General features: G+C 53.9%; 23 protein-coding genes. 12 read left to right on the forward strand and 11 right to left on the reverse strand.

Annotated elements, in window-relative coordinates:
• The coding region (locus BMZ81_RS05280; protein WP_177187209.1) for a transposase at positions 1-209 on the forward strand (209 nt) is incomplete at its 5' end.
• A 386-nt stretch (positions 210-595) separates the two neighbouring features.
• Here BMZ81_RS05280 and BMZ81_RS05285 read toward each other — a convergent pair.
• The 3 genes from BMZ81_RS05285 to BMZ81_RS05295 are packed head-to-tail and all read right to left on the reverse strand — an operon-like array spanning position 596 to position 3880.
• Positions 596-1657 carry an acyltransferase gene (locus tag BMZ81_RS05285; protein ID WP_091129493.1) on the reverse strand — a complete coding sequence of 354 codons (1062 nt, stop codon included), beginning with the start codon at positions 1655-1657 and terminating at the stop codon, positions 596-598.
• Positions 1654-2997 (reverse strand): chloride channel protein, encoded by a 1344-nt coding sequence (locus BMZ81_RS05290; RefSeq protein ID WP_091129496.1) that lies wholly within the window; start codon positions 2995-2997, stop codon positions 1654-1656. Before BMZ81_RS05290 ends, BMZ81_RS05285 begins: the two co-directional genes overlap by 4 nt.
• A 22-nt stretch (positions 2998-3019) precedes the next feature.
• Positions 3020-3880 (reverse strand): hypothetical protein, encoded by an 861-nt coding sequence (locus tag BMZ81_RS05295; RefSeq protein WP_091129499.1) that lies wholly within the window; start codon positions 3878-3880, stop codon positions 3020-3022.
• A gap of 298 nt (positions 3881-4178) precedes the next feature.
• Between BMZ81_RS05295 and serC the strand changes: the two genes are divergently transcribed.
• Together serC and BMZ81_RS05305 are read left to right on the forward strand one after the other, a co-directional pair.
• On the forward strand, positions 4179-5267 hold the full coding sequence (gene serC, locus BMZ81_RS05300) for a 3-phosphoserine/phosphohydroxythreonine transaminase (protein WP_091129501.1): 1089 nt from the start codon (positions 4179-4181) through the stop codon (positions 5265-5267).
• A 125-nt stretch (positions 5268-5392) separates the two neighbouring features.
• Entirely contained in the window at positions 5393-6307 is a 915-nt protein-coding gene (locus BMZ81_RS05305) for an NAD(P)-dependent oxidoreductase (protein ID WP_091129503.1), read from the forward strand.
• A gap of 68 nt (positions 6308-6375) precedes the next feature.
• On the opposite strand, the gene BMZ81_RS05310 is transcribed toward BMZ81_RS05305, so the two are convergent.
• Both BMZ81_RS05310 and BMZ81_RS05315 read right to left on the reverse strand, forming a co-directional pair.
• The gene (locus BMZ81_RS05310) at positions 6376-7269 is read right to left on the reverse strand and encodes a DUF6179 domain-containing protein (RefSeq protein WP_091129506.1); all 894 of its coding nucleotides are present in this window, start codon (positions 7267-7269) and stop codon (positions 6376-6378) included.
• Complete coding sequence (locus BMZ81_RS05315; protein ID WP_091129509.1) at positions 7253-7693, reverse strand: DUF6323 family protein; 441 nt, start codon at positions 7691-7693, stop codon at positions 7253-7255. The genes BMZ81_RS05310 and BMZ81_RS05315 overlap by 17 nt, the downstream gene beginning before the upstream one ends.
• A gap of 400 nt (positions 7694-8093) precedes the next feature.
• On the opposite strand from BMZ81_RS05315, the gene BMZ81_RS05320 reads away from it, so the two are divergent.
• The 7 genes from BMZ81_RS05320 to BMZ81_RS05350 all read left to right on the forward strand — a co-directional run bounded on the left by BMZ81_RS05320 (position 8094) and on the right by BMZ81_RS05350 (position 14715).
• On the forward strand, positions 8094-8723 hold the full coding sequence (locus BMZ81_RS05320) for a GntR family transcriptional regulator (protein WP_091129512.1): 630 nt from the start codon (positions 8094-8096) through the stop codon (positions 8721-8723).
• Positions 8724-8732: 9 nt separating this feature from the next.
• Positions 8733-9845, forward strand: a complete 1113-nt coding sequence (locus BMZ81_RS05325) for a betaine/proline/choline family ABC transporter ATP-binding protein (RefSeq protein WP_091129514.1) — start codon at positions 8733-8735, stop codon at positions 9843-9845.
• The gene (locus BMZ81_RS05330) at positions 9842-10483 is read left to right on the forward strand and encodes an ABC transporter permease (protein WP_091129517.1); all 642 of its coding nucleotides are present in this window, start codon (positions 9842-9844) and stop codon (positions 10481-10483) included. The genes BMZ81_RS05325 and BMZ81_RS05330 overlap by 4 nt, the downstream gene beginning before the upstream one ends.
• Positions 10480-11982, forward strand: coding sequence for a glycine betaine ABC transporter substrate-binding protein (locus BMZ81_RS05335; protein ID WP_091129519.1), 1503 nt, complete (start codon positions 10480-10482; stop codon positions 11980-11982). The genes BMZ81_RS05330 and BMZ81_RS05335 overlap by 4 nt, the downstream gene beginning before the upstream one ends.
• A 124-nt stretch (positions 11983-12106) precedes the next feature.
• Positions 12107-12667 carry an RNA polymerase sigma factor gene (locus BMZ81_RS05340; RefSeq protein ID WP_091129521.1) on the forward strand — a complete coding sequence of 187 codons (561 nt, stop codon included), beginning with the start codon at positions 12107-12109 and terminating at the stop codon, positions 12665-12667.
• Positions 12664-14277, forward strand: coding sequence for a hypothetical protein (locus BMZ81_RS05345; protein ID WP_091129523.1), 1614 nt, complete (start codon positions 12664-12666; stop codon positions 14275-14277). The genes BMZ81_RS05340 and BMZ81_RS05345 overlap by 4 nt, the downstream gene beginning before the upstream one ends.
• A gap of 96 nt (positions 14278-14373) precedes the next feature.
• Positions 14374-14715 (forward strand): HD domain-containing protein, encoded by a 342-nt coding sequence (locus tag BMZ81_RS05350; RefSeq protein WP_091129526.1) that lies wholly within the window; start codon positions 14374-14376, stop codon positions 14713-14715.
• Positions 14716-14836: 121 nt separating this feature from the next.
• Here BMZ81_RS05350 and BMZ81_RS05355 read toward each other — a convergent pair whose 3' ends face one another.
• On the reverse strand, positions 14837-15460 hold the full coding sequence (locus BMZ81_RS05355; protein WP_177187210.1) for a flavin reductase: 624 nt from the start codon (positions 15458-15460) through the stop codon (positions 14837-14839).
• A gap of 235 nt (positions 15461-15695) precedes the next feature.
• Here BMZ81_RS05355 and ade point away from each other — a divergent pair, with 235 nt between their 5' ends.
• Complete coding sequence (gene ade / locus BMZ81_RS05360) at positions 15696-17420, forward strand: adenine deaminase (protein WP_091129531.1); 1725 nt, start codon at positions 15696-15698, stop codon at positions 17418-17420.
• A gap of 39 nt (positions 17421-17459) precedes the next feature.
• On the opposite strand, the gene BMZ81_RS05365 is transcribed toward ade, so the two are convergent.
• A complete protein-coding gene (locus tag BMZ81_RS05365; RefSeq protein WP_091129534.1) occupies positions 17460-17999 on the reverse strand; it encodes a cysteine hydrolase family protein in 540 nt (179 codons plus the stop codon).
• A gap of 217 nt (positions 18000-18216) precedes the next feature.
• Between BMZ81_RS05365 and BMZ81_RS05370 the strand changes: the two genes are divergently transcribed.
• On the forward strand, positions 18217-19578 hold the full coding sequence (locus tag BMZ81_RS05370) for a sodium-dependent transporter (RefSeq protein ID WP_091129537.1): 1362 nt from the start codon (positions 18217-18219) through the stop codon (positions 19576-19578).
• An 87-nt stretch (positions 19579-19665) separates the two neighbouring features.
• Here the strand turns inward: BMZ81_RS05370 and BMZ81_RS05375 are convergent, their stop codons facing one another.
• The 4 genes from BMZ81_RS05375 to BMZ81_RS05390 form a co-directional block, all read right to left on the reverse strand.
• Complete coding sequence (locus BMZ81_RS05375; RefSeq protein ID WP_143072740.1) at positions 19666-20019, reverse strand: hypothetical protein; 354 nt, start codon at positions 20017-20019, stop codon at positions 19666-19668.
• Between the two features lie 157 nt (positions 20020-20176).
• Entirely contained in the window at positions 20177-21607 is a 1431-nt protein-coding gene (locus BMZ81_RS05380; RefSeq protein ID WP_242942572.1) for a recombinase family protein, read from the reverse strand.
• Positions 21608-21638: 31 nt separating this feature from the next.
• Positions 21639-23237, reverse strand: a complete 1599-nt coding sequence (locus BMZ81_RS05385) for a recombinase family protein (protein ID WP_091129541.1) — start codon at positions 23235-23237, stop codon at positions 21639-21641.
• Complete coding sequence (locus tag BMZ81_RS05390; RefSeq protein ID WP_091129543.1) at positions 23238-24950, reverse strand: recombinase family protein; 1713 nt, start codon at positions 24948-24950, stop codon at positions 23238-23240.
• Positions 24951-24952 lie beyond the last annotated feature (2 nt).

Below are 24952 nucleotides of genomic sequence, written 5' to 3' on the forward strand. Positions count from 1 at the left end.
TATACGAAAAATATGCCAACATGAAGTACAAGTACGGGAATTGGCACTTTTGGTGTAGAGGGTACTATGTGAGTACGGTTGGCCGAAACAAGAAGGCAATCGAGCAGTATATCAGGAATCAGCTGCAAGAGGATTATACGGATGACCAGATGAGCATCCAGGAGTATATTGACCCGTTTACGGGTAAGCCAGTAAAAGAAGGCAAATAAAATCAAGCCCCTTTAGGGGCAGCCTGGAAAAGTCGTGCGGTTGGCAGACTTTTCGATGAGCCTATAGGCTCTGCCCAGGGCATGCCCCAAGGGGGCTTGTGCAAACCACCGGCACGGCCGGTGGTTTTGATTTGCGGTTCTCATCTGCTGCTCATCAGTTTTGCAAGAAGGAACAGCGCCCCCAGCGTCAGCAGGGATGTCAGACATGTCATCAAGAATTCAACAAAGGATTGCATAAAAACCTCCCGTAGTACACGATTCGACATAGTTTGCCACAGGAGTCGATTTTTATGAATCGCCGTGCGGCTGGTACTCACCGCAGTCTGAAGTCTAAGTGCCCATGTGTCCAACGAACCGGCGCACAAAAAACAACTGAATTTGCTGTTTTAAATCAGCCAGCGCCGTACTCCTGGAATCCGGGACAGCACAGCATATGCAGCGCACCCGCATCCCAGCAGCAAGGCTGACAGAAGCGGCACCGTGAAAACAGCGGGTCCCGCCTGCGCCGACAGTCCGATACAAGCAAAGGTTTTTAAAAAGAAGATATGTGTCAAAAAAACGCAGAAGGAGGCCTTGGAGATGTATGCCAGTGCTTGTTCTGCCCGTTCTGAAACAAAGACGGACTGGCATAGGCCATAAATTCCCACCGCCAGCAGGCAAACGCCCACGCCCATGCCCTCCAGGAAATGGGGATCCAGCTTCCCCGCCACCTCGGAGGCAGCCCAGGTTCCTCCAAAGGTCAGCAGAAAACCGGCCATCGCCGTCCAAATCCACTGCCGGGAGTGTGTATAGTAAACGCTTAGATAATGCCCCAGCAAGGTATAGCCGATGGAGGCATAGGTCATGTTCATCAGCCACTGGGCCGGAATTCCCACCAGCAGCGTAAAAGGCCAGAAGGGCTTGACCGTGGGGTAGAGGATTCCAAGCAAAAACCAAAGGCCCAGCAGGTATTCTATCTGCCTCCGGCCCGCATGGGCCGCCACCAGCCGGGTGGCGGGCAAAAACGCATATACCAGCAGCATGATGTGCAGATAATAGAGATGTTCCTCATGGCGGAAGAGGAAAATCTCCTTTGCGGCCTGAACCAGAGCCGAAACCGTCATCTGTCCCCATACCAGCAAGTGGAACACCTTATAGCATACCGCCCAAAACAGAAGTGCTGCCACCAGACGGAGGAAATTTTTGGTGTACAGCTTTTTCAGCGTCAGATCCCGGGCCGGGTCCAGCAGCAGCGCGCCGCTGGCCATGAGGAACAGCGGAACGGCGGCTCTGGATACACTTCCCCAAAACAGGCAGGAAATCCACTCTGCGGAACCCACTTCACCTCCCAGTCCGCCGGCACTGACGTGGATGAGGAGTACACTGGCAATCGCAACGGCCTTCACCAAATCCACCGTCTGATTTCGCGTGGGGGTGGGGGCTGCCACAGGGGTGCTTTCCCTTTTCATCTTCTCTGTTCCCCCCCGCTTCCCGTGCCAACGGCCGCCGGCGGCTCCGCATGGAGAGCACCCGCGTGATGGTGGTTTGTGCGGACGTTGATGTACTGAGCCTTCAGCTTGGAGTACAGAATGGTCTGGCTGGAGTAGAGGCCATTGTACCCAGAGAGCATATAGCTGATTCCGCAGGTGACCGCAAGGTACAGCAGTCCCCCATCCCCAAACAGCTCAATGGCCAGGAAGGTTGAAGCCATCGGGCAGTTGGTGGCGCCGCAGAAAACCGCCGCCAGCCCCAGCGCCGCGGCAAAGCCTGCCGGAATCCCCAGCAGCGGCCCCACCACACAGCCGAAAGTGGCTCCCACAAAGAACGATGGCACCACTTCGCCGCCCTTGAAACCCGCAGCCAGCGTCACAGCGGTAAAGAGCGTTTTCAGAAGAAATGCCTCCGGGTTGGCAACGCCCTGTTCTATTGCAGCGGTGACAATCTCCATACCGGCGCCGTTGTAATCCGTGCTGCCCGCAAGGTACGTCAGGGCGACCACCGCCAGGCCGCCAGCCATTACCCGTACCCAGGGATTGGGTATATGCTTTTGCATTTGATGTTCCGCAAAATGAATGGTATTGCAGAACAGAATGGACACCAGTGCACAGAGTGCCGCCAGGATTGCGACCCGTGTCATCATGCCGGCTTCCAGCATGGGGGCGGCCACCGTGAAACGGGTGGGTTCCACGCCCATGGCCAAAGACACCCAGAATGCCACCAGGGAGGCAGTCAGGCACGGAATCAGCGCCGCATGGTAGAATACCCCCACACTGATGACCATAATGGCAAACATCGTCGCTCCCAGCGGCGTGCCGAACAATGCGGAGAAGAAGGCCGCCATGCCCGCCATCGTGGCGGTGCGCAGATCCCGGTCGTCCAAATTGCAGAGCCGCCCGGCATGATAGCCGATGGTACCGCCCATCTGGAGCGCCGCTCCTTCCCGTCCGGCAGATCCGCCGCACAGGTGGGTCAATACCGTGCCCAGAAAGATGGCCGGCAGCAACCCGATGGAGAGGCCCTTTCCATGGTGGACTTCGTCAATGATATCGTTGGTGCCCTGTCCTTCTGTCCCTGTCAGCTTGTAAAAGGCGACAATAGCCAGACCCGCCAATGGAAGGCACCACAATAGCCAAGGATGTTCTGCCCGCAGCTGCGTAACCTTGTGGACGCCAATGTGGAACAGTGATCCAATGATTCCACAGCAGGTACCGGTAACCACAGCCAGCAGCAGCCACTTCGCCAGCGCCTGGATATACAATTTTGTATGGACAACCCAGTCCAAAAACTTCTTTCCTCTTTCTTTGCCCATGACTTCTCCTCTGCCGCCTATCTTACGCCTCTGCGTACGCAGCCACTGCCTGCACCTGCTCTTTGCCGTCCAGCCGGTTTTCCAGAATCTCCGGCTGCTTCAGATAACGGCTGAAGGCGGCAAAAAAGCGGGAATATTCAATACCTGTGGCAATCCGCTCGTCCATCACCACGCCGAGGGGCATCTGTTTTTTTCGGCTGCCAGTTGGAGCCATCGGATCCGGCACAGGCTTGCCCATACAAATGAACACGCTGGTTGTACCGAATTCATAGCAGTGATGGAAGATGTAGCTGGTGTTGATGGACGCCAGATTCGTGATGAACAGGCTGGTGTGGAACGGACTTAGATCAATCACCTTCCGCGGCAGCAGTCCGTGAAGATCCAGATGGTAAGCCAGCCAGAATACCAGTCTGGCAAGGCCCGGAATCGCGAAGGCCGCATTGGCAAACCGGTCCGTGCTGTTGTTATGAACCGTGACAGCATTCCGGTCAATGTGTTCTTTGATCTTCCGGCTGATGGAAAATACGGTATCCTCCGGCTCCAGATGGATTTTTAAGGTTGTCTCATCCGGCGTTCCGTCCGCGCGGGTCTTCAAGATTACAAAGCTGAAGCAAAAGTGATTCCGCTGATAAATCTTGCGGTTCATTACAAAGTAGTTCACCTTCGGGTTCTCCAACGCCGCTTTGTAATAGGCGGCCACCAAAACGCTCATGTGCGTCACAGCCTGCCCATCCCTGCGCTTTTTTCGGATATAGGCTTTCATAATGTCTTCATCTACATAATCGCTGGCCCAGTTTTGTGCGTCAAAACGGCGCGGCATGATATAAGGAAGCGCCCGCATAATCGGCGTCAGACCCTTCACTCTGGTTCCGTCCGGTCTCATCCTGATTCCCTCATTCTTTCCTAAAAATCGACACATCCTGCCATGCAAGCTTGAACGAATTTATTATATTAAAAAACTGTTAATATTTCAATGTCAATTATAAAATACCGTTTTGTAGGTCATTTTCCACAAAAGCCTAACAGAATTTTAGATGCTCTGAAAAAATTTGAATTACTGGTTGATTCTTTCCTTCTCTCTGTCGTATACTAAAAATAACCAAGCATAGGTTCGGGCAACTCGTCTGTCTTGTCAATACCGTCCGAACGTTCAAAATTTAGTCGAAATGGAGGAAATAAGTATGAAATACGGCCGTACGTATAACTTTTCCGCCGGCCCCGCCATGATGCCGGAGGAGGTTCTGGAGGAAATTGCCGCTGAAATGATGAATTACCGCGGCAGCGGCATGTGCGTCATGGAGATGAGCCACCGTTCCAAGGTGTTCCAGCAGATCCGTGACGAAGCGGAAGCCGATCTTCGGAAGCTGATGGGAATTCCGGACAACTATAAAGTGCTGTTCGTTCAGGGCGGCGGCACCGTACAGTTCGCCATGGTGGCCATGAACCTGATGAAAAACGGCATCGCCTGCTATGTGGAGACCGGTGCCTGGTCTAAGAAGGCCATTAAGGAGGCCCAGAAATACGGTGAGGTGAAAATTGTCGCCTCCTCTGCCGACAAGAACTTCTCCTATATCCCTGACTGCTCTGATCTGGATGTTCCCGACAATGCGGACTATGTATACATTTGCGAGAATGAGACCATCAACGGCACCACCTATCATAAGCTGCCCAACACCAAGGGCAAGGTTCTGGTGTCCGACCAGTCCTCCATGTTCCTGTCCCGTCCCTGCAATGTCGCCGACTACGGTTTGATCTGGGCCGGCGTGCAGAAGAACGTGGGCCCGGCAGGTATGGCTGTGGTTATCATCCGGGAGGATCTTATCCGGGAGGATCTGCCCAAGTCCGTCCCCACTTACATGAGCTACAAGACCCACGCAGACAATGATTCCATGTACAACACTCCCAACTGCTGGGCCATCTACTGCTGCGGCAAGGTGTTCAAGTATCTGCTGGCAAACGGCGGGCTGGAGGCTATGAATCAGCGCAATGAGGAGAAGGCTGCCATCCTGTACGACTATCTGGATTCCAGCAAGTTCTTCACTGGTGCTGTGGTGAAGGAGGACCGCTCTTTGATGAACGTGCCCTTCGTCTCTCCCTCCAAGGATCAGGATGCCGAGGTAGTGGCCGCCACCAAGGCTGCCGGCTTTGATAACCTGAAAGGCCACAAGAGCGTGGGCGGCCTGCGCGCCTCCATCTATAATGCCATGCCCAAGGAGGGCGTGGAGGCTCTGGTGGAATTCCTGAAGAAGTATGAGGCGGAGCACGCCTGATCCTCCAGATTCCCGTCCGGCTTTTGCCAAGCACCTGTCCCCCAATGGGTGCTGGGATTTTCCAATGAAATATGGATGCGCCCCTGGGGTGCGCATACGGAAAATGATAAAAGGGGTAATTGAATATGTCTATGCGAGTTTTGGTCACTGACGGTATGGATGCCGGCGCCATGGAGCAGCTGCGCAAGGACGGATATGAAGTCGTGGAGCAGTTCTACGAGCCGGATCAGTTGGGCACCGCCCTCCGGGATTTTGACGCGGTCATTATCCGCTCTGCCACGAAGATCAAGGAACCTCAGATTGATGCGGCCAAGGGCAGCCGCCTGAAGCTGATCATCCGGGCCGGTGTGGGTGTAGACAACATCGCGGTCAAGTACGCCGAGGCGGCGGGCATCACTGTGAAAAACACGCCCCGCGCCTCCTCCAACGCCGTGGCGGAGCTGGCCATGGCTCTGCTGTTCTCCTGTGCCCGGAACATCTCCATCGCCGGACACACCATGCGGGAGAACAAATGGGAGAAGAAGGCCTACTCCAAGGGCTTTGAGCTTGCCGGCAAGACCATGGGTGTCATCGGCTACGGCCGCATCGGCCAAATGGTTGGTACCAAGGGGCAGGCTCTGGGCATGAACGTGCTGTCTGTGGTGCACCGCAACAAGCCCGAGGGCTGCGAGTGCGAAACCATGCACTTCGTCTCCATGGACGAACTGCTTTCCCAGTCGGACATCATCTGCCTGTGCGCCCCCGGCGGCGACAAGGCCCTGGTGGATGCGGAGAGCTTAGCGAAGATGAAGGACGGCGTGGTGATCGTCAACGTCTCCCGTGGTTCCAACGTGGATGAGGCCGCTCTGCTGGAGGCCCTGAACTCCGGCAAGGTAAAAGCTGCAGGCCTGGATGTATGGATGAGCGAAAAGGATCCCAACTGGGCTCTGGCCCAGCATCCGGCCGTCTCCTGCACCCCCCACGTCGGCGCGGGCACCAAAGAGGCGCAGAAGCGTATTGGTGCGGAGTTGGTGGACATCATCGAGCATTTTGAGGCATAATCCATATTTTATAGACAGACGAATCCATAAAAAGCGGGGACCGGTACAGCTGTGCCGGTCCCTGTTTTTTATGAAAACGCTGGAAAGCACGCCTGCCAGCTGCCCCCCGCCTCCAGCACTGCCTCCATGCGGGGATGCAGGCCCCGTGCTGTTTTCCCCAGATATGCAGCACCGAAGGGCGGCAATTCCAGACGCCGTGCCAAAGTCTGTGCCGCGCAGTCCAGAAGATGCAGCTGTTCCGCAGGCCTTCGCGGGGACAACAGCTCTGTCAGCGCCCCCTGTCCCGCCGCAGTCATATCCAGCCCCGCCAGCGCCCCCTCCGTCAGCGTCAGCCCCAGGGCGGCATCTGCCACCGGCTCATACAGATTTACCAGTAGTTCCCGGTGGGCCGGACACACCGCCGACAGCAGCCTTCGAACCGCCGCCGGGTCAAACCGGCGGAGAAAGGCGTCCTCCGTCAGCAAACGGCGCAGATACTCCCGCAGATATAAAACACCCCTGGTCTCCTCCGGCACTGGATGGCACAGCTGATAGTCGATGTCACAGGGCAGTTCCGCCGCAAAATATCTTGCGTCATAGTCCCGGAAAAAACCGCTGACCGAAGTCAGGGTGTCCGTCAGCGCGGCGCTCTCCTCCTGAAACCGACACCGCCGGGCACGGGCGTACTGCAGCCGGGCGCGCTCCACCTGCCGGCGGACTGCTGTCTCCGCCGCCCGCAGCAATCCTTCCGGCTCCTCCCGCAGCAGCGCCTCCGGAGAAAGGCCGTTTTCCCCGATATACAGCTCCAGCGACACACGGATGGACTCCAACAGTGCCCGGGCGGTCTCCGCCGGAACAGACGTGCTGTCCCCCATGGTATAGCGCGCCGTCTGCCGGACCAGCAGCGACCAGACCCGCTCCTGAAGCATCAGGTTCTCCTCCGATGTCAGCAGCCGGAGGGGCAGTTCACGTCTCTCTGTCATCCGGTTCCTCCCTTTTCGCCAGCAGTTCCGCAGGAGACAGGCCGGCCAGATACTCCGCCGCGCCGTGGGCTCTCTCATCAAAGGCTCGGCGCAACAGCCGCAGCAGGCGATCGTCGGAAAGCCGCTCCTGAAACTCATTCTTGAAGTTGTAAAAAATTTCCTGCAGCGTCAGCATCGTCTCGGCGTAATCCTCCTGATGCAGATAGGGGGAATCGCAAAAGGCCAGTACCAGACGGGGCAAAATCCCCTCTCCAAATTCTACCCGCCCCGTGTTCCGCAGGGCCTGCGTCCGTCCCGCGGCCAGCGCAGCAATCTGCTCCGGAGAAAGCGTCAACCCAAATCGGGCCGTTTTGGCGTTGCAGGCCGCCAGCGCCTGTTCCGTCCGGGCAAGCTGTACAGGCGTCATCGGAAATAATTCCTCCATTCAAACCACCTCCCGAGACAGCTTACGCCCGGAGGCATTTTCGAACAAGACTTAATTTTTGAGCGGTTTTGTGGTAATATAAATTAAAAAAGAGCGGCAAATGCCGCTCTTTTTTTGATCCCCGCGTTGTTTTCTGACCTGCATCGGATTTTAAACCAGTATTTCACAATGCACCAATCCGTTTTACGGCAAAATTCGCCCGCTTTTGCATCCATTATCTTCAGCTATGCCGCAAACTCTTTTAGATAATTTTCCTCCCATGTTTCCCTCGTTTTTTCACCATTTTTGCAACTTTCTCAAATCTGTTAACAATTTTTTAACTGCCACATCTATTTACTTTTTAAAGTTGTCAGTATATAATAAATCTATCATTTGATGAAGGCGGAGGTGCAGTCGCCCCATGAAGCAAACGGTCGTTCCCTCACAGTATCTGCAGATTGCCTTGGATCTCGCCACCCGCATTTCCAAAGGCGACCTGCCGGAGGGCAGCCGGATTTATGGCCGCTCCCTGATGGCCTCAGAGTACAATGTGTCACCGGAAACCATCCGGCGTTCCCTGCGTCTGCTGGCGGATATGAAGGTAGTGGAAGTGAAGCCCCAGAGCGGCGCAGTGGTTCTCTCTGCGGACAGTGCCAGGCGGTACATTGAAAATTTCGGCGAAAACGCAGAGGTACGCACCCTGCGGGCAGAGCTGAAATCCCTGATGCAGCAATACGGCGAAATTACCCACCGTCTGACAGATGTTGTAACGGCTCTTTCGAAAAGCCAGGAAACATTTGCATCCGCCGAGCGTCCCTTTCCCAACTATGAAGTACCCGTTCCAGCCGATTCCCCATTAATTGGGCAGAGCATCGGCGCCCTGAAATTCTGGCAGTCCACCGGGGGAACGATTGTGGCTATCCGCCGTGGGCAAACCGTAATCCTCTCCCCCGGCCCTTATGCGGAGCTATATGGCGGCGATGTCATTATCCTGGTGGGAAATCCCGCCGCCGCCGAGGCTGCCAACCGACTTGTAACTGCAAAGGAGTGAAGAACCCGTATGATCCAATTTGAACATGTCTGCAAAAGCTATGGAAAGACCCCCATTCTCAAGGACCTGAACTTCACCATTCCCGACGGACAGTTTGTGGTCCTCATCGGCCCTTCCGGTTGCGGAAAGACCACAACCATGAAGATGATTAACCGCCTGCTGGAACCGGATTCCGGTGCGGTTCTCATCGATGGAAAGGACATCCGCACCACAGATCGGGTGGCTCTGCGGCGCCATATCGGATACGTCATTCAGCAGATTGGTCTGTTCCCCAACATGACGGTGGCCCAGAATATCTGCGTGGTGCCAAAGCTTTTAAAGTATGAAAAGGCCAAGTGCAACGAAATTGTCCAGGACCTCTTAAAGATGGTCCATATGGAGCAGTATGCGGATAAATACCCTTCCGAACTCTCCGGCGGGCAGCAGCAGCGAATCGGGGTGCTGCGCGCCCTGGCCGCCTCGCCCCCCATCGTGCTGATGGATGAGCCTTTCAGCGCTTTGGACCCCATGACCCGGGAAATTCTCCAGGATGAAGTGAAAAACATTCAGCAGAAGCTGAACAAGACCATCGTCTTCGTCAGCCATGACATGGGCGAGGCGCTGAAACTGGCGGACACGATTATTTTCCTGGTGAGCGGCGAGGTGGTTCAAATGGCCTCGCCGGAAGAAATGTTGGAGCACCCGGCCAATGATCTGGTCCGCAATTTCCTGGGCAAGCATGCGCCCGACACGCCAGCCCCCTCCACTGTGGAGAGCTTCATGCGCACCAATGTTCTGACCGTTGGGAAGGACCGCGGCGTTCTGGAGTGTGCGGAACGCATGGCCCGCAGCAGCGTGGATACGCTGCTGGTCACGGATACAGACGGCCGCTATGCTGGGACGGTCTCCATCGGCGATATCCGCCATTGGGGCCAGGGACTTACCAGCATTGAGCCCCTTGTCCGCCAGACCGCACGAACCGTCCGTGTTGGTGACGAGGCCAAGGAATCCTTTGACTACTTACTGGACTCCGGCGCAAACTACGTGGTGGTCCTGAATATGGACGACACCATCGCAGGCATCGTGACCAAGACCAGCGTGGCGCGATCGGTGGCGGAGAACCTGTGGGGGGATGCAAAATGAGCGCTCTGTTTCATGATTACGGCAGTGAGCTGATCTCCGCCATCGGCATCCATACAGCATATGTTCTGGTTTCCGTGGCTGTTGGCTTTGCCCTGGGACTGCTGCTGGGCATCCTGCTTTCCCGGATTCCCCAATGGTCCGGCGTCATTATTCCCCTGCTCTCCGTCTTTCAGACCATCCCCGGCCTGGTGTTCATCGGAGTTCTCTTCATCTGGTGGGGCAGCCAGCCCTATACTGTGATAGCGGCCCTCAGCGTATACGCCATGTTCCCGGTGCTGAAAAACACCTATACCGGAATTTTAGGCGTAGAGGACAAATACGTTGAAGCCGCCTGCGGCTGCGGTATGTCCCCCTTCCAGACGCTGCTGCAGGTAGAACTGCCCCTAGCCATGCCCACCATTATCGCGGGGCTTCGAATGGCTGCCATCTACACCGTTTCCTGGGCAGTGCTGGCCTCCATGATCGGCCAGGGGGGCCTGGGCAACTTTGTATACCGGGGCACTTCTTCCAACAACAATACGCTGATCCTGCTGGGCGCCATTCCCGCAGCCATCCTGGCCATCGTCTTTGGCGCAGTGATTGATCTGATTCAGAAAAAGGTCACGCCCAGGGGTCTCCGGAAGGAGGTAGACAAATGACCTGGACGGTAATCCTTGAGCACCTGTTCATCGTACTGGCGGCAAGCATTCTGTCCATTGCCATTGGCTTGCCGCTTGGCATCTGGGCCTATGTGTCTCCCAGGGCCAGAGGTGTCATTCTCCGGGTGGTGGATTTGCTGCAGACCATTCCCTCTCTGGCCCTTTTGGGTATCATCATGGTGGTGCTGGATCCAGGCAAACTCACTGTCATCCTGGGCATCACCCTCTACTCCCTGCTTCCCATTGTTCGGAACACCTGCCTGGGACTCCAGGAAGTGGATCCCGGCGTGAAGGAGGCTGCCCGCGGCATGGGCATGAGCAAGCCCTACCGCATTTTGATGGTGGAATTTCCCCTGGCCTTCCCCACGGTGTTCACCGGCATCCGCATTGCCGTGGTAAACGCCATTGGCACCGCGGTATTTGCGGCCTTTGTCGGCGGCGGCGGCCTTGGCGGCGTCATTACCCAAGCTATCCGAATTAAGAATATGCCAGTCATTGCGGCAGCCACCGGCGTACTGATGGTGATTGCCGTGGTGCTGGATCTGGTGATGGGCTGGTTTGAAGGCCAGATGCGCAAGAGCAGAGGCGGCTCCCGGAAAATGTGGATTCCCGTTGCGGCACTGCTGCTGGCCTTCTGCCTGTTGCTGCCTTATGGCCGCGGCAGCAGCGGCGATCTGATGCTCTATGATGGGGATTACTCTGAAACTCAGCTGATGCACCACATGGTGAAGATGCTGGTGGAGGAGCAGACAGATTTGAGCGTCACCATTCAGGATCAGATGTCCCAGGTGAATAACTTTAAGGCCCTGGAGGGCGATGGACACACCTGCGATCTGATGATCTCCTACGACGGCACACTGCTGACCACCTTCTTCCAACAGGACACCTCCGATGTGCCGGCGGGCATGAGTATTTACAACTACGTCAATCAGAAGGCCCAGACGGACTACGGTATGAAGCTGCTGGATCAGCTTGGCTTTGACAACACCTACGCCATCGGCGTGCCGGAAGCGCTGGCGAAGCAGTATCAGCTGGAAACGATCAGCGACCTGGTCCCTGTGGCAGACCGGCTGGTTTTCGGCGCAGAACAGGAGTTCTTCACGCTGGAGGGCAGCATGAAATACAACCCCTTTGTGGAGTTCTACGGGCTGAACTTCAAGACCTATAAGCCTGTGGACCAGGGTTTGAAATACGCCGCCATTGAAAACGGCAGCTTCGATGTGGCGGTAGTCTATGCCACCGATGGTCTGAACCGTAAGGTAGGCCTGAAAATTCTGGAGGACGACAAGAGCTTCTTCCCGGATTACAACGGCGCTTTCCTGGTACGCCAGGACGTATTGGCAAAATATCCGGAGTTGGAGGAAATTCTGAATCAGCTGTCTGGGAAGATCCCTACCGAGCAGATGGCGGAACTGACCTACCAGGTGGACGTGGTGGGCCGGAGCGTGGACGAAGTTGCCCACGAATTCCTGTCCAGCCAGGGATTGATCAGCGGCTGAAAACCTGATAGGATCTATTCCGGGGGAGCTTGATTCCCCCGGAATTTTTTTGCAACCAGCGGCGCTTTTTTTCGTCTTTTCCTATGAGGCGGAGGAAACACTCAATTGGAAGGAGGCGGAGTCTATGGAGGACAGCCAAATTGTCGAGCTGTACTGGGCCCGCTCGGAACAGGCCATCACGGAGACCTCAGACAAATACGGCGGCTATCTGCGGAACATCTCGTGGAATATTCTACGCAGCCATGGCGATGCAGAGGAGTGTGTGAACGACACCTATTTACGTACCTGGAACGCCATTCCGCCCGCTCGCCCCTCAGCCCTCCGGGTCTGGCTGGGGCGAATTGCCCGGAACCTGTCCCTGGACCGCTGGAAGCAAAGCCGGGCGCAAAAGAGGGGAGGCGATGAAGCGGCGCTCCTGCTGGGAGAGCTGGATGCCTGCATTCCTGCGCCTCACGGCACGGAAAAGGCTCTGGAGGATCAGGAGATTGCCGCTTTGATTAGTTTATTTTTGCGGGATCTCTCCCCGGAAACTCGCAAAATTTTCCTGCGGCGGTACTGGTACGGGGAAGATTTGACAACCATTGCAGCCTGCCTTGGCTGTAGCCAGGGAAAGGTAAAGTCCTCTCTGTTCCGTACCCGCAAGGCCCTGCGCGCGTATCTGGAAAAGGAGGAGGTGCTGTTATGAGCGGAGAACGGCTGTTTCGCATTTTGGGACTGGTGGACGAAGACCTCATTGAGGAGGCGGGGACGGACTCCTCCCCCACTGCCATACAGCGGCGCAGCACACCCTGGGGCCGGTATCTGGCTGCAGCTGCCTGTTTAACGCTGATGTGCGGCCTTGGCCTTGCCTGGCTGGTCACCGGAGGATTCCACGGCATGGGCGCCGCTGCGCCCGGAGAGAGCAGTGGAGCTGGCGGCGGTATCGCTCATGACAACGAGCCCCTCTATACAGACGGGTCCACTGTGTTCATGTCCTACGCCGGGCCGGTGCTCCCTATGACAACCGAAGAGTCCGATCCAGGCCTGACAGCAGAGCGCACAACCTCTTGGGACTTTGCGCCGGGCACCTATCGGGACGGGTCCCCCCGGCAGTGGAGTGCTGTGGTCACTGACCGCTATATGCTGGCCAATCCCACAGAAACGGATACCACAGTAACCGCCCTGTATCCATTTACCGGAAGCTTCTCCGAATTGGCGGAGGCAGCGCCCACTGTGACCGTGGACGGTGTGAAAACCGAGGCCGTGCTGTATGCCGGGGCCTATGCCGGGGGCTTCCGGGGCGTTTATGAGGAGGACGGTCTTGACGATTCCACTTGGAATCTCCATCCACCCGCCAGCTGGACGGACTATCAGGCTTTGCTGGAGGACGGCAGCTATCTGTCCCAAGCGCTGCGTGAAAACCCTGCATTGGATATTCCTGTGACCGTATATGAATTCACCGACTTTGAGGCTCCGACGGAGGAATACGAGGCCGCTACCCAAGCGATTTCCTTTACCATCGACAAGTCCCGTACTACGATCCTCACCTATGGCTTTAACGGCGCAAGCTGGGATGAGGACACCGGCTGGCGGCAGTATGATTACTTTGTGCCGGACGGGGTGAGGGGGGAATCTGAGGTGAAGGTACTGATTGTGCTGGGCGATGATCTTCAGGACTACACCCTTCAGGGCTATGCCAACGGCGCCTGTGAGGAAAATGGGAAAATCGACGGTGTCTCCTGTACCATTATCCGTCGGGAGGCCACTTTGGAAGAGGCGCTTGGAAATTTGTGCAGAGCTTATGCAGATCAGTATATGGACCATCTTCCAATGGAAATGGCGAATATCTTTGATTCTGTGTCTATGGAACTCTTCCAGGACGCTGTGGCGGAGCTTTTGACCCAATACGGCGTTTTGTCTGGTGAGGGCTTAGTAGACCGGTACAGCGACGGGCGACTGGACGATTTGATCAGCGAGGCTTTGACGCAGGAGCGGGTACTGTATCTCCGTTTTCCTGTAACCGTGCCCGCAGGCGGCAGTATCACGGTATCGGCGTCGCTTTGGAAGGCGCCCAGCTTTGACTTCGGCTGTTCCGAGTCAGACAATGTGGATCTGCAGGGCTATGATCTGGTGACGCATCTGGGCTCCACTCTGACATTCACCATCCAGCGTGCCTCTCTGGTGAATACAGGGGGTATCGAACTGGTCCGGCAGAACGTTGGATTTGATCTGAAAAACGGCAAGGCGGAAGTGGAGCTGTCCCCGGATGAGGCACATTATTATCTTGAGGTTCGTCCGCTGGAGGCAACGCCCTAATCTGCCTTTAAGCAGTCCGTTCATAATCGTCCGTTTCTTATCGTTTTTCTATAATATTATATTTATCGGCACAAGAAGCCAAGCTTTGTAAGGTGCATGAATCATGATACATGTGCCCGGATCAGCTTTTGGCTGAACCGCCGGCTGCATCTGGGTGCTAACGAAAAAAGTCTGGTACAGGGTGCCTTTCTCCACGATTTTTACCTATACGACTGGCACCGGCGCCGATCTGCCAGCCGCTGGCACGGGTTCCGGCACCCGGCCATCGCCCTGCGTAACGCCTCTGCGTCCTATTCTCTGGATGAGCGGGAAAAAAACATCATTGTCAGCCATATGTGGCCGCTGACCCTGACCCGGCCGCCACATTGCCGGGAGGCCGCCCTGGTCTGTCTGGCGGACAAGGGCTGTTCTCTTCACGAGACGTTGTTTCGGCGGTGAAATGCGCTTGCTCAATGATGCGTACTGCATGAATAACAAAAAGCTTCGAAACCGATTGAAAACGGTTTCGAAGCTTTTTTATCCTCAGGTATCCGGCAAATCAGCCGTTCTTTCTGCAAGCTCAATCCTGTTTGACAAATTTGCTGGCCGGCGCCCGGCAGATGGGACACACATAATCCGCTGGAAGGCTCTCCCCTTCATAGATATAGCCGCAGACTGTGCAGCGGAACCCATTTCCCGCCATCGTCCGGTATACAGTGGCGGCAGGCGGCGTGGTCTTGCCGCGGTTTGTAAATTCCTGCAGCGTCAGCACCGGGCCGTCTCCAAGAACCTCCGACTCGGTTACTTCCCCCACCAGCAGCATATAACTGCCGATGTCCAAGCTGTCCACCACCTTACAGGAAATCCGGGCAACCATATGTTCCATCAGATAGGGATTGCCCATTCCGTCCGTCTTGACCGCATATTCCGCAAACTTATCCTTCACCCGTCCAGAGCGGTAGCCAAAACAGTCAATGAGGCCCTCCGGGCAATCCGCTGCCAACAGCGTCACCGAAAAGCTGCCAGAGGCTTTGATCGCCTGGTAAGTTTCATGATCCTTATTCACCGTAACTGTAAATTTTGCCGGGTAGGACGCAGTCACCTGATGGAGGGAATTGATGATACAGCCATGATGCTTGTCACCATTTGCAGCAGAGAGCAGGGACAGAGTATAGTTCAGTTTCTCAAAAGCCTTCGTATTCATAACGTCCTTCCTTTCTTCTCCTGTCGATTGAAATATTAGATATTTATATGAAATAGTATAGCAGGTTTCATGCTTCCGTCCTGTTGCGTCCGCAACAAATGCGCACAAAAATTTTCCAGGTTTCCCCATAGACAAAACATTTTTTATAGCGTATACTGTCCTCAATATTTAAGCACCATTTATATCTACCATAAGTAAAACAAATGTTTTCTATTTTGTAAAAAGGAGTGGTTCTATGTCTGAGAGTTACGCAGGCAAGATCAACCGAAAGCTGCTGAAAAAACGGCGCATCATCAATGCAGCAGCCGGGCGGGAGCCGGCAGATCTGGTGCTGAAAAATGCGACGTATGTCAACGTATTTTCCAATGAGTTGTGTCATGCGGACATCGCCGTGGCAGAAGGGCTCATTGTTGGCATGGGACAGTACTCCGGCGTGGTTGAGGAGGACATGACCGGTAAGATTATTCTGCCCGGCTTTTTAGATGCCCATATCCATTTGGAGAGTTCTTTGGTTTCTCCAAAGGAATTTGTAAAAGCCGTCCTGCCCCATGGAACCACTACCGTTATTACCGATCCTCACGAGATTGCGAATGTCATGGGTACGGACGGTATTGAATATATGCTTCAGGCAACAGAGGGGCTGCCGGTGGATGTGCGCTTTATGCTCCCCTCCTGTGTTCCAGCCACACCCCTGGATGAGTCGGGAGCTGTTTTGGACTATCGGGCCATCGACAGTTTTTATGCCCATCCCAGAGTCCAGGGATTGGCTGAGATGATGAATTTTGTCGGCATTATCAACAACGACGATCAAGCCGTGGAAAAAATTGTGGCGGCGCAGGCCAACCACAAAAAAATTGATGGGCATGCGCCGGATTTAGCAGGCAATGATCTGAATGCCTATATTGCCGCCGGCGTTTATTCCGATCATGAATGCCATGACTTGAAGGACGCCATTGCCAAACTGGAGCGGGGACAATTTATCATGATTCGGGAGGGAACCGCTGCCCGGAACTTGGAGGCCCTGGCCCCCCTGCTGTGCGACAAATACAGTGAACGGTGTATGTTCTGCACCGATGACAAGCATCCAAACGACCTGCTGGAAAAGGGACATATCGATTACATTGTAAAGCGTGCCATCGCTCTGGGGGTCGATCCCATCACAGCCATCAAGGTGGCCTGCCACAACGCCGCCCGTTATTTTCTTCTGAACAACCGGGGTGCCATTGCGCCGGGCTATCTGGGAGACTTTGTGGTCATTGACAATTTCCAGAACTTCCATATCGAGCAGGTCTATAAGCGCGGCGAACGGATGGTGGAAAACGGGGTGGTAAAGGCGTTCTCTGCGCCATCCATTGAACAGTATCTGGTCGATCGGGCCCACAGCACCTTCCACGTGTCCCCCCTGACCGCCCAGGACTTTGCCGAACGGAGGCCCAGAGGCATCATCGGGATGGTGAATGGAGAAATCACTACCGTGGATGCCGGCTACTCCGACCACATTGACGTGGAATACGACGTGCTGAAAATCGCTGTGGTAGAGCGCCATAAAAACACACACCACATCGGCATTGGCTTTCTCCAGGGTTATGGTCTAAAGTCCGGCGCCGTGGCCACCTCCATCTCCCATGATTCCCACAACATCATTGTGGTGGGGACCAATGAAGCGGATATGGCCGCCGCTGCCAACCGTGTTGTTGAACTGAATGGCGGGATTGTAGTCTGGGACGGTGGACAGCCGCAGGCAGAGGTTCCCCTGGCAATTGCTGGCATCATGAGTGAGGAATCTCTGGTGGCTGTCAACGAGCATCTGGAAACCGCTAAGGAACGGGCCTTTGAACTGGGCGTCAGTCCAGGAATTGATCCCTTTATGACACTGAGTTTTATGGCTTTGCCGGTTATCCCCTCTCTGCGAATCACTACCCGGGGCGTATTTGATGTGAATAGTCAGAGTTATGTTTAAATATAAAGAGAGGATCGGCCCAGTGGGCCGATCCTCTCTTTATGCTTCGTTTTCAACTGTGATCTGGCACGCCTTCAGGGCCTCCAAAGCAGTTTTGTGGCGCTCCGGCGTAACGCCTGCACAGCAGGCCGCATCCACCGCAATTTCTGTCTCCGGCAAAAATACTTTTAGCAGCAGGGCGTTGGAAATCACACAAATATCTGTGCAAAGGCCAATGAGTGTAATCTTTCCGATGGACTCCCCTTTGGCCTGCAGTTCTTCATTCTGCGCTTTCAGCAGCTGCCCCAGCGCCAAGCTTCCAAAGGTTGGCTTATCAATGGGCAATTCCTTTCGCACCGCTTCGATATCCGGCGCCAACTGCCACCCTACAGTCCCCCTGATGCAGTGCTCCACCGGCAGCTTCCGGCCCTCCTGCGTATCCAGATACGCTGTTTCATGCGTGTCCCGGGTGCAGAGCACCCGACCCTGAAAGGTACGCATCTTCTTTGCAACCTTCGGTACAATGGCAACTGCCTCTGACGTACCCAAAGTGCCGTCAATGAAATCATTCTGCATATCCACAACTACCAAAACATCCATTTTTCGCACCTCCCATAAAAATTTCAACTTTATTATAGCATGCAACAGCCGCTTCTTCCACTTTTTCTTGCGCGTTCTTTTGCGAAAGCGGTTGACTTTCCGTAAACCGTCCGTTACCATAGGAATTATCCCCAATGGCGGGGAAAACAGAACGGTACTGAACCGCTCTCTTTTTTCGTCTTTGGGGCTGTGTGAAAAAAGAGAAGGAGTTTGTTTCATGAAACGAGAGAGTTTCCAATCCCGGCTGGGATTCCTGCTGGTGAGTGCAGGCTGCGCCATCGGCATCGGCAATGTCTGGAAATTTCCCTATGTCACTGGCGAAAACGGCGGCGGCATATTCGTGCTGTTTTACCTGCTGTTTCTGGTAATCATGGGTGTCCCTGTGCTGACCATGGAGTTGGCAGTGGGCCGCGGCAGCCGTAAAAGTGCGGTTCTGGGCTACCGAGCTCTGGAAAAGCCCGGCAGCAAGTGGCACATCCACGGCTGGTTCTGCATCATCGGCTGCTATCTGCTGATGATGTATTATACTACGGTGTCCGGCTGGATGCTTGGTTACTTCTTCAAATTTGCCGGCGGCGCCTTCAGCGGCCTGGAGGGCGATGCCATTGACAGCGTATTTGTCAACATGCTGGCCAATCCCGGCGAGATGACACTCTGGATGGTCATCACCGTTTTGGTTGGTTTTCTGGTGTGTTCCTTCGGCCTCCAGAAAGGTCTGGAGCGCATTACCAAATGGATGATGCTGGGGCTGCTGGGCCTTATCGTGGTGCTGGCAGTCCACAGCCTGATGCTGCCCGGCGCGGCAGAGGGTGTCAAGTTCTACCTGCTGCCCGACTTCCAGCGGGCGGCGGATGCGGGCCTGCTCAATGTCATGGTGGCCGCCATGAACCAGTCTTTCTTCACGCTGAGCCTAGGCATCGCCGCTATGGAGATCTTCGGCAGCTATATGAGCAAGGATCATACCCTCACCGGCGAGGCCGTCCGCATTTGCTGCCTGGATACCTTTGTGGCCGTCACCTCCGGCCTCATTATCTTCCCCGCCTGTTTCAGCTTCAATGTGGCTCCGGATCAGGGGCCCGCTTTGATCTTCATGACCCTGCCAAAGGTGTTTGCAGACATGGCCGGCGGCCGTCTATGGGGCACGCTGTTCTTCCTGTTCATGACCTTTGCCAGCTTCTCCACCGTCCTGGCCGTGTTTGAAAACCTTCTGGCCAGCTGTATCGATAACTTCGGCTGGAGCCGGAAGAAGGCCGTTTTAATCAACTGCGTGTTCATCCTGTTGGCCAGCATGCCCTGTGTTTTGGGCTACAACCTGTGGAGCGGTTTCCGCCCCATTATGGGCAAGGACGTGCTGGATTCCGAGGACTTCCTGGTCAGTAACCTGCTGCTGCCCATTGGATCTTTGATCTACCTGCTGTTCTGCGTCACCAAATGGGGCTGGGGTTTCGACAACTATCTGGAGGAGGCCAACACCGGCACAGGTCTGAAAATGCCCCGGTGCCTGAAACCCTATTTCCAGTATATTCTGCCCATTCTCATTCTGGCAATTCTGATTGTGGGTCTGCTCCCCAAAAACTGAATCATATAAAAAGCACTGGGGGCCACGGCTCCCAGTGCTTTGATATCTCCAGTCATTCTGATGCTGTACAGCGGTGCCTTCTGCTTTTCAAAGCTTTATTTCAAACAGCCCATCCCGGCTGCAGCAGAGATACAGCTTTCCGCCGCCCCGCAATTGGGGAATCCGCAGCTCGCTCCCCTGCTCCGGGTACAGCCGCACCAGCAGCACCCGGTCTGTCGCCGCATAGGCGGCAAAGCGGATGAAATGCTCCTTCCTCATGGGATGCGGGAATGTAATATACCAATCCTCCTCGATTTCCTGTACCGTCATGGCGTGGTCCTCATCTGCCGGTCTGGCCTCCAATGGCTCCAGCTTCCTGCCGCAGCAGTGCAGTTCCCCGCCGCCAGTGGCAGTGAGAATGTTTCCGCAGTCCGGACACACGTAAAATTTTACTCGTTTCATATTTCCAACCTCCGTATCCTGGGGAGCCAGATCTCCCGCCAAAAGCCGCTCCACGCTGACGCCAAACAGTTCACTCAGCGACGGCAGCAGGCTTATATCAGGGCAGCCAAGGCCCGTTTCCCTTAGTTAAAGATATTGTTGGGTATCTCAAGATGTGTCATTCGATTTTGCCGATAAAGCGGTAGAAGATTTCCACTTCCTGTTCCCGGCTTCCGTCCTCACTTTTGACCGCTTCATGGACAAGGATTTTTTCAATCAGCGTATTCAGAAGTTCAGCCGTCAATTCTGTGGGATTGACATACTGTTTCGTCAGACCTATCCACTTTTCAGCGTCAACCGCTGTCTGGGCGGCGGCCTCCATCGCTTCGTGAAGCCGTTCAATTTTTGCGTCCAATTCTCGCTGTTCGCCCTGATACTTTTCGGACAGCATATTGAAATTGTATTCTGTAATGCGTCCGGCAGACCAGTCCTCATACATTTTTGCAAACAGGGTGTCTACTTCTGCTTTGCGCTTTTCCGCCTTTTTCAGTTCGGCTGTCTGCCGCTTCCTTGCAGTATTGCGTTCCTTATCGCTGGCGTTAAGTAGCCGTTTCAGAAGTTTGTCCCCATCCTGCTGTGCCAGCACAGACCAGTATTGCAGACGGGAAAGGACATAGGCGTAAAGCACATCATAGCGGATATAGTGCATGGAACACTGGTGCAATCCTTGCCCGTACTTGCTACAATGGTAGTGGGCATAGGGATTTTTGTTCTGGCTGTTCACACCATAGGCCAGCGACCAGCCGCAGTCCGCACATTTTACCAGCCCGGAAAATATCTGTGTTGTGCCGTTCTTCTGCCGTCTGCGCCTGTTGCAAATCTGCTCCTGTACTTGACGGAACACATCTTCGGAAATAATCGCTTCGTGGGTGTTCTCCACACGATACCATTCCTCTTTTGGCTTGCGTACTTTCTTCTTGTTTTTGAATGAAATGTTGGTCTGCTTATTGTGGACGCTGTGTCCGATATAGGTTTCCTCTTTCAGAATACTTTTCACCTGCGCTATCGTCCACGCATAGGCTTTTTCCTCCGACGCTCCGGCATAGATATTTGCGAAAGTGCCGTATCTCTGGAAATTCAGCCAGCCGGGAGTAGGTACTTTTTCTTCGACCAAAATCCGTGTAATGCTGGCGGCTCCCCGGCCATGAACGGCAAGGTCAAAAATCTTTTCGATAATCCACCTTGTTTCCGGGTCAATCAGAAGATGGCCTTTCTTATCCGGGTCTTTGACATAGCCCAGCGGGGCATAGGCTCCATAGTGTGCGCCATTTGCAAACCGTGTCCGCATGGCCGCTTTTACCTTTTTGCTGGTCTGGCGGGCGTGCATTTCATTCAGAATGTTGAGGAATGGGGCAAGCTCATTCTCTCCGTTGATGGTGTCCACATTGTCATTGACAGCGATATAGCGGACGCCTTTGCTGGGAAAGTAGATTTCCGTGTATTGGCCGGTCAGAATGTAGTTTCTGCCTAAGCGGGATAAATCTTCTTGTGTCAAGTAGGAACTAAAAAAATATAGAGATTTTTTGCAAAGAGTCCACGGCTTGTTCATATCCGTGGACTCTTGCGCATCTCTTAAGACATTATTCACTTGTGATGAAGTCCTTGAACTTCCATTCGAGTTCAATCCGATTGTCAGAATGGACATAGATCGCTTTTATGAATGCGTGAGCCAGCTCGTATGTCAGCTTTTCAGATCGGGCATACAAATCGCATACGGCATCCAGCTTATCGTCTGAGCAGGAACGCTCTGAGTCAAGCTGCTGCATCCGGTAATGAGCCTTGCGTATTGCGTCATCAGTCTCCGAGATTTTGGCATCGGTTTCAGACTTCGCTTTCAAGTATTCTTCTCTTGAGATGTCACCGGCTGTGTACTTCTCGTAGCAGCGGAGCTTAACCCCTTTGAGCTGTTCTGCCTGAGTTTGCAGGGAACGAATGCGGGACGCGCACTCATCAATGGCAGTCTTTCTGACCTTGCCAACTTTCTTGTTTTGAACTGCTTGCTTCTCAGCCAGTGATACATACTGACCGATGGCATTGAAAACTACTCGCTCAAGCTCTGCTTCATAATATCTTTCTCCAACAGCACATTCCGTGTTCTTATCGTGTGTGGAGTGGGTGCAAGTGTAGAAATAGCCTGAGTTTCTGAGCTTGCGTCGGCTCATTACCCGTTTGCAGTTTGGACAGTAGACAAGCCCCCTGAGCGGATATTGCCGCACCTTGCGTTCCGGCTTCTTTTCACCGCTGCGGATGACTGTCTGAGCAAGTTCATATTCTTCCTTGCTGACAATGGCTTCGTGCATCCCCTCAACAATGATCCAGTCCTCGTGATCCTGAGCGATGGTTTTTTTGTTGCCCACACCGGCAGACTTACGCTTATGTCCCACAGTTGCACCGGTATAGACATAGCTGACAATCACCTTGTAGACCATTGATGTTGTCCAGCTAATCTTTTCGCTCATGCGACTGAACTTCTTGTTGCCCGGATATTTGCTTTTGAAATACTGTCCGGGCGTCGGGACATTATCGTCATTCAATCCCTCTGCGATCTGTGATGTATTGCTGCCCTCAAGGGCTTCATCGAAAATACGCCGGACAACGGCAGCAGAGTCGGGATCAATCGCCAGCTTGTTTCTCTGCGTCGGGTGCATCATGTAGCCATAGGGCGCATAACCCCCAACATACTTGCCTTGCTTCATCATCTGGATTTTTGCGGTAGTTGTTTTGATAGAGAGGTCTTTGCTGTATGCTGCATAGATGATGCTGCGCATGACAACCTCAAGTCCTCCGGTTGTTCCTTTGTAGTCCTCGCTGTCATATCCGTCATTGATAGAAATGAAACGGACACCGAGGAACGGAAAAACGCATTCGAGGTAGTTTCCCGTTTCGATGTAGTCACGAGAAAACCGCGAAAAGTCTTTAACGCAGATCAGGTTAATCTCTCCGGCGCGTACCTTTTCCATCATCTCAGTGAAATGAGGACGCTGAAAGTTCGTGCCGGTATATCCGTCATCCGCAAACTCCAAGCGCGGGTATTTTGCCAGCTCCGGGTGTTCATCGAGAAAGCGGTTGATGAGCATTCGTTGATTGCCGATGCTGTCACTTTCATCCTTTGTGCAGCCGGTATCTTCATCAGCCAAAGAGAGACGGATGTAGATGCCGATTTTATAATCCTTGCTCATTTACATCGCCTCCTGAACTTCTTTAATACTCTGCAAGGTAAGTGCATAGATGTCACCGTATTTCATAACCAACTCAATGCTGCCTCCCGCATGGACGCGAACAAGCTCAATCGCTTCATCCACCAATGCTTGAGAGAGCTGCGTAGCTGTACTGACCGACTTCATAAGTTTGATCCATTTGTTGTCGGCAGACATAGCTTCGTTGAAACGAGTTTTGCGCTGAACTGCCTCATCCAAACGGCGAGACAGATCCGCGTATTGCTCATCATAGCTTTTCTTTGCAAAGGTGTACTCCTCTTCGTCGAGGATTCCGTCGGCAAAGTCTTCATACAGACGAGTGCGCTTCTTACTAAGGCTGTTGAGTTTCAGATTCAGGCTTGTGATAAGGGCATTCTGCTGATCGCGGATGCTCTTTTCGCCGGAGCTGCCTCTGAGTTTATCAAGGAGCTTGTCATAATCAAGTGCCGCTTTGACTTGAAGCTGGATTGCAGCGAGAACATCAGGCTCAAGTTTGTCCTGCCTCAGATAATGGGTAGTACATTTCTCGTAGCGTTTTCCAACAGCGGTACTGCATTCATAATACGCATACCAGCGTCCCCGTTTGTCCTTGTCTATCTTTTTGCGATGATAGTACATCCGCTTGCCGCAGTCTGCGCAGACGATTTTGCCATCAAAGAAATTGACGAGAGCTGCGCGGTGTTCCTCAGACTGCATCATCTTGGTCTGCCTTGCTTCGCTTGCAGTATTCATGATGTCCTGCACCTTCTGAAAGGTATCACGGGAGATGATCGGCTCATGGGTGTCCGGAAATACAATCCACTCGTTCTTGTCCTTAACATTATGAGACTTGATCCCACGATAGATTGCTTTCTCTGACCGTCCGAGGACTGTGTCACCGACATAATGTGGATTTGTCAGGATGCCGTAGAGCGTCGAGCTGTGCCAGCCCTTGCAGGAACATCCATCGCCCTTGCGAGTGCCGGTCTGACGCTTCCGAAGCTCTGTGTTCGGTGCGCCCATTGCATCCAGGCGGTCAAGAATCGTCGGGATAGAAAGACCTTCAATCTTCCATTGGAACATCAGGCGAACATAAGGTGCTGTTTCTTCGTCGATGACCATGTTCGTATGCTCATCATTCCATTTGTACCCGTAGGGCAAGTTTCTCTTTTGGAATGTCCCTTGTTCCATCTGTGCTTTTAGGGCAGTGGAGACTTTCCGGGATATGTCCTTTGAGTAAAGAGCATTGATCATATTTTGCAGAGGGATCATCAGACTTTCATTCGATCCATCAGTATCAAAACTGTCATAATGCTCTTTGATAGAGATAAACCGTAGCCCGATCTGCGGAAATACGCGCTCAAGGTATGTGCCTGTTTCAATATAGTCACGACCAAAACGGCTGAGATCACGGACTACAAGGCACTTAATCCTGCCTGAACGGATGTCGTTCATCAGGCGGTTGAACTCCGGTCTGTCAAACACAGTACCCGTTCGTCCGTTGTCGATGTAAACATCCACGAGATTTAGGTAGGGGCAATCAGCGAGGTAAGACTTACATATCTCAATCTGATTGGTGATCACATCCACCTTTTCCGACTTGCCGCTGTTTTCCACGGAAAGACGGGCATAAATGGCGGTAGGAAATATCTGTGCAGGAGCAGCAACAATTTCCGGCTGCTGTTCGACTACGGCTTTTCTGCTTTTTCGTGCCATTC

Origin of the sequence: Oscillibacter sp. PC13 (assembly GCF_900115635.1) — a bacterium.
GTDB lineage: Bacteria > Bacillota > Clostridia > Oscillospirales > Oscillospiraceae > Oscillibacter.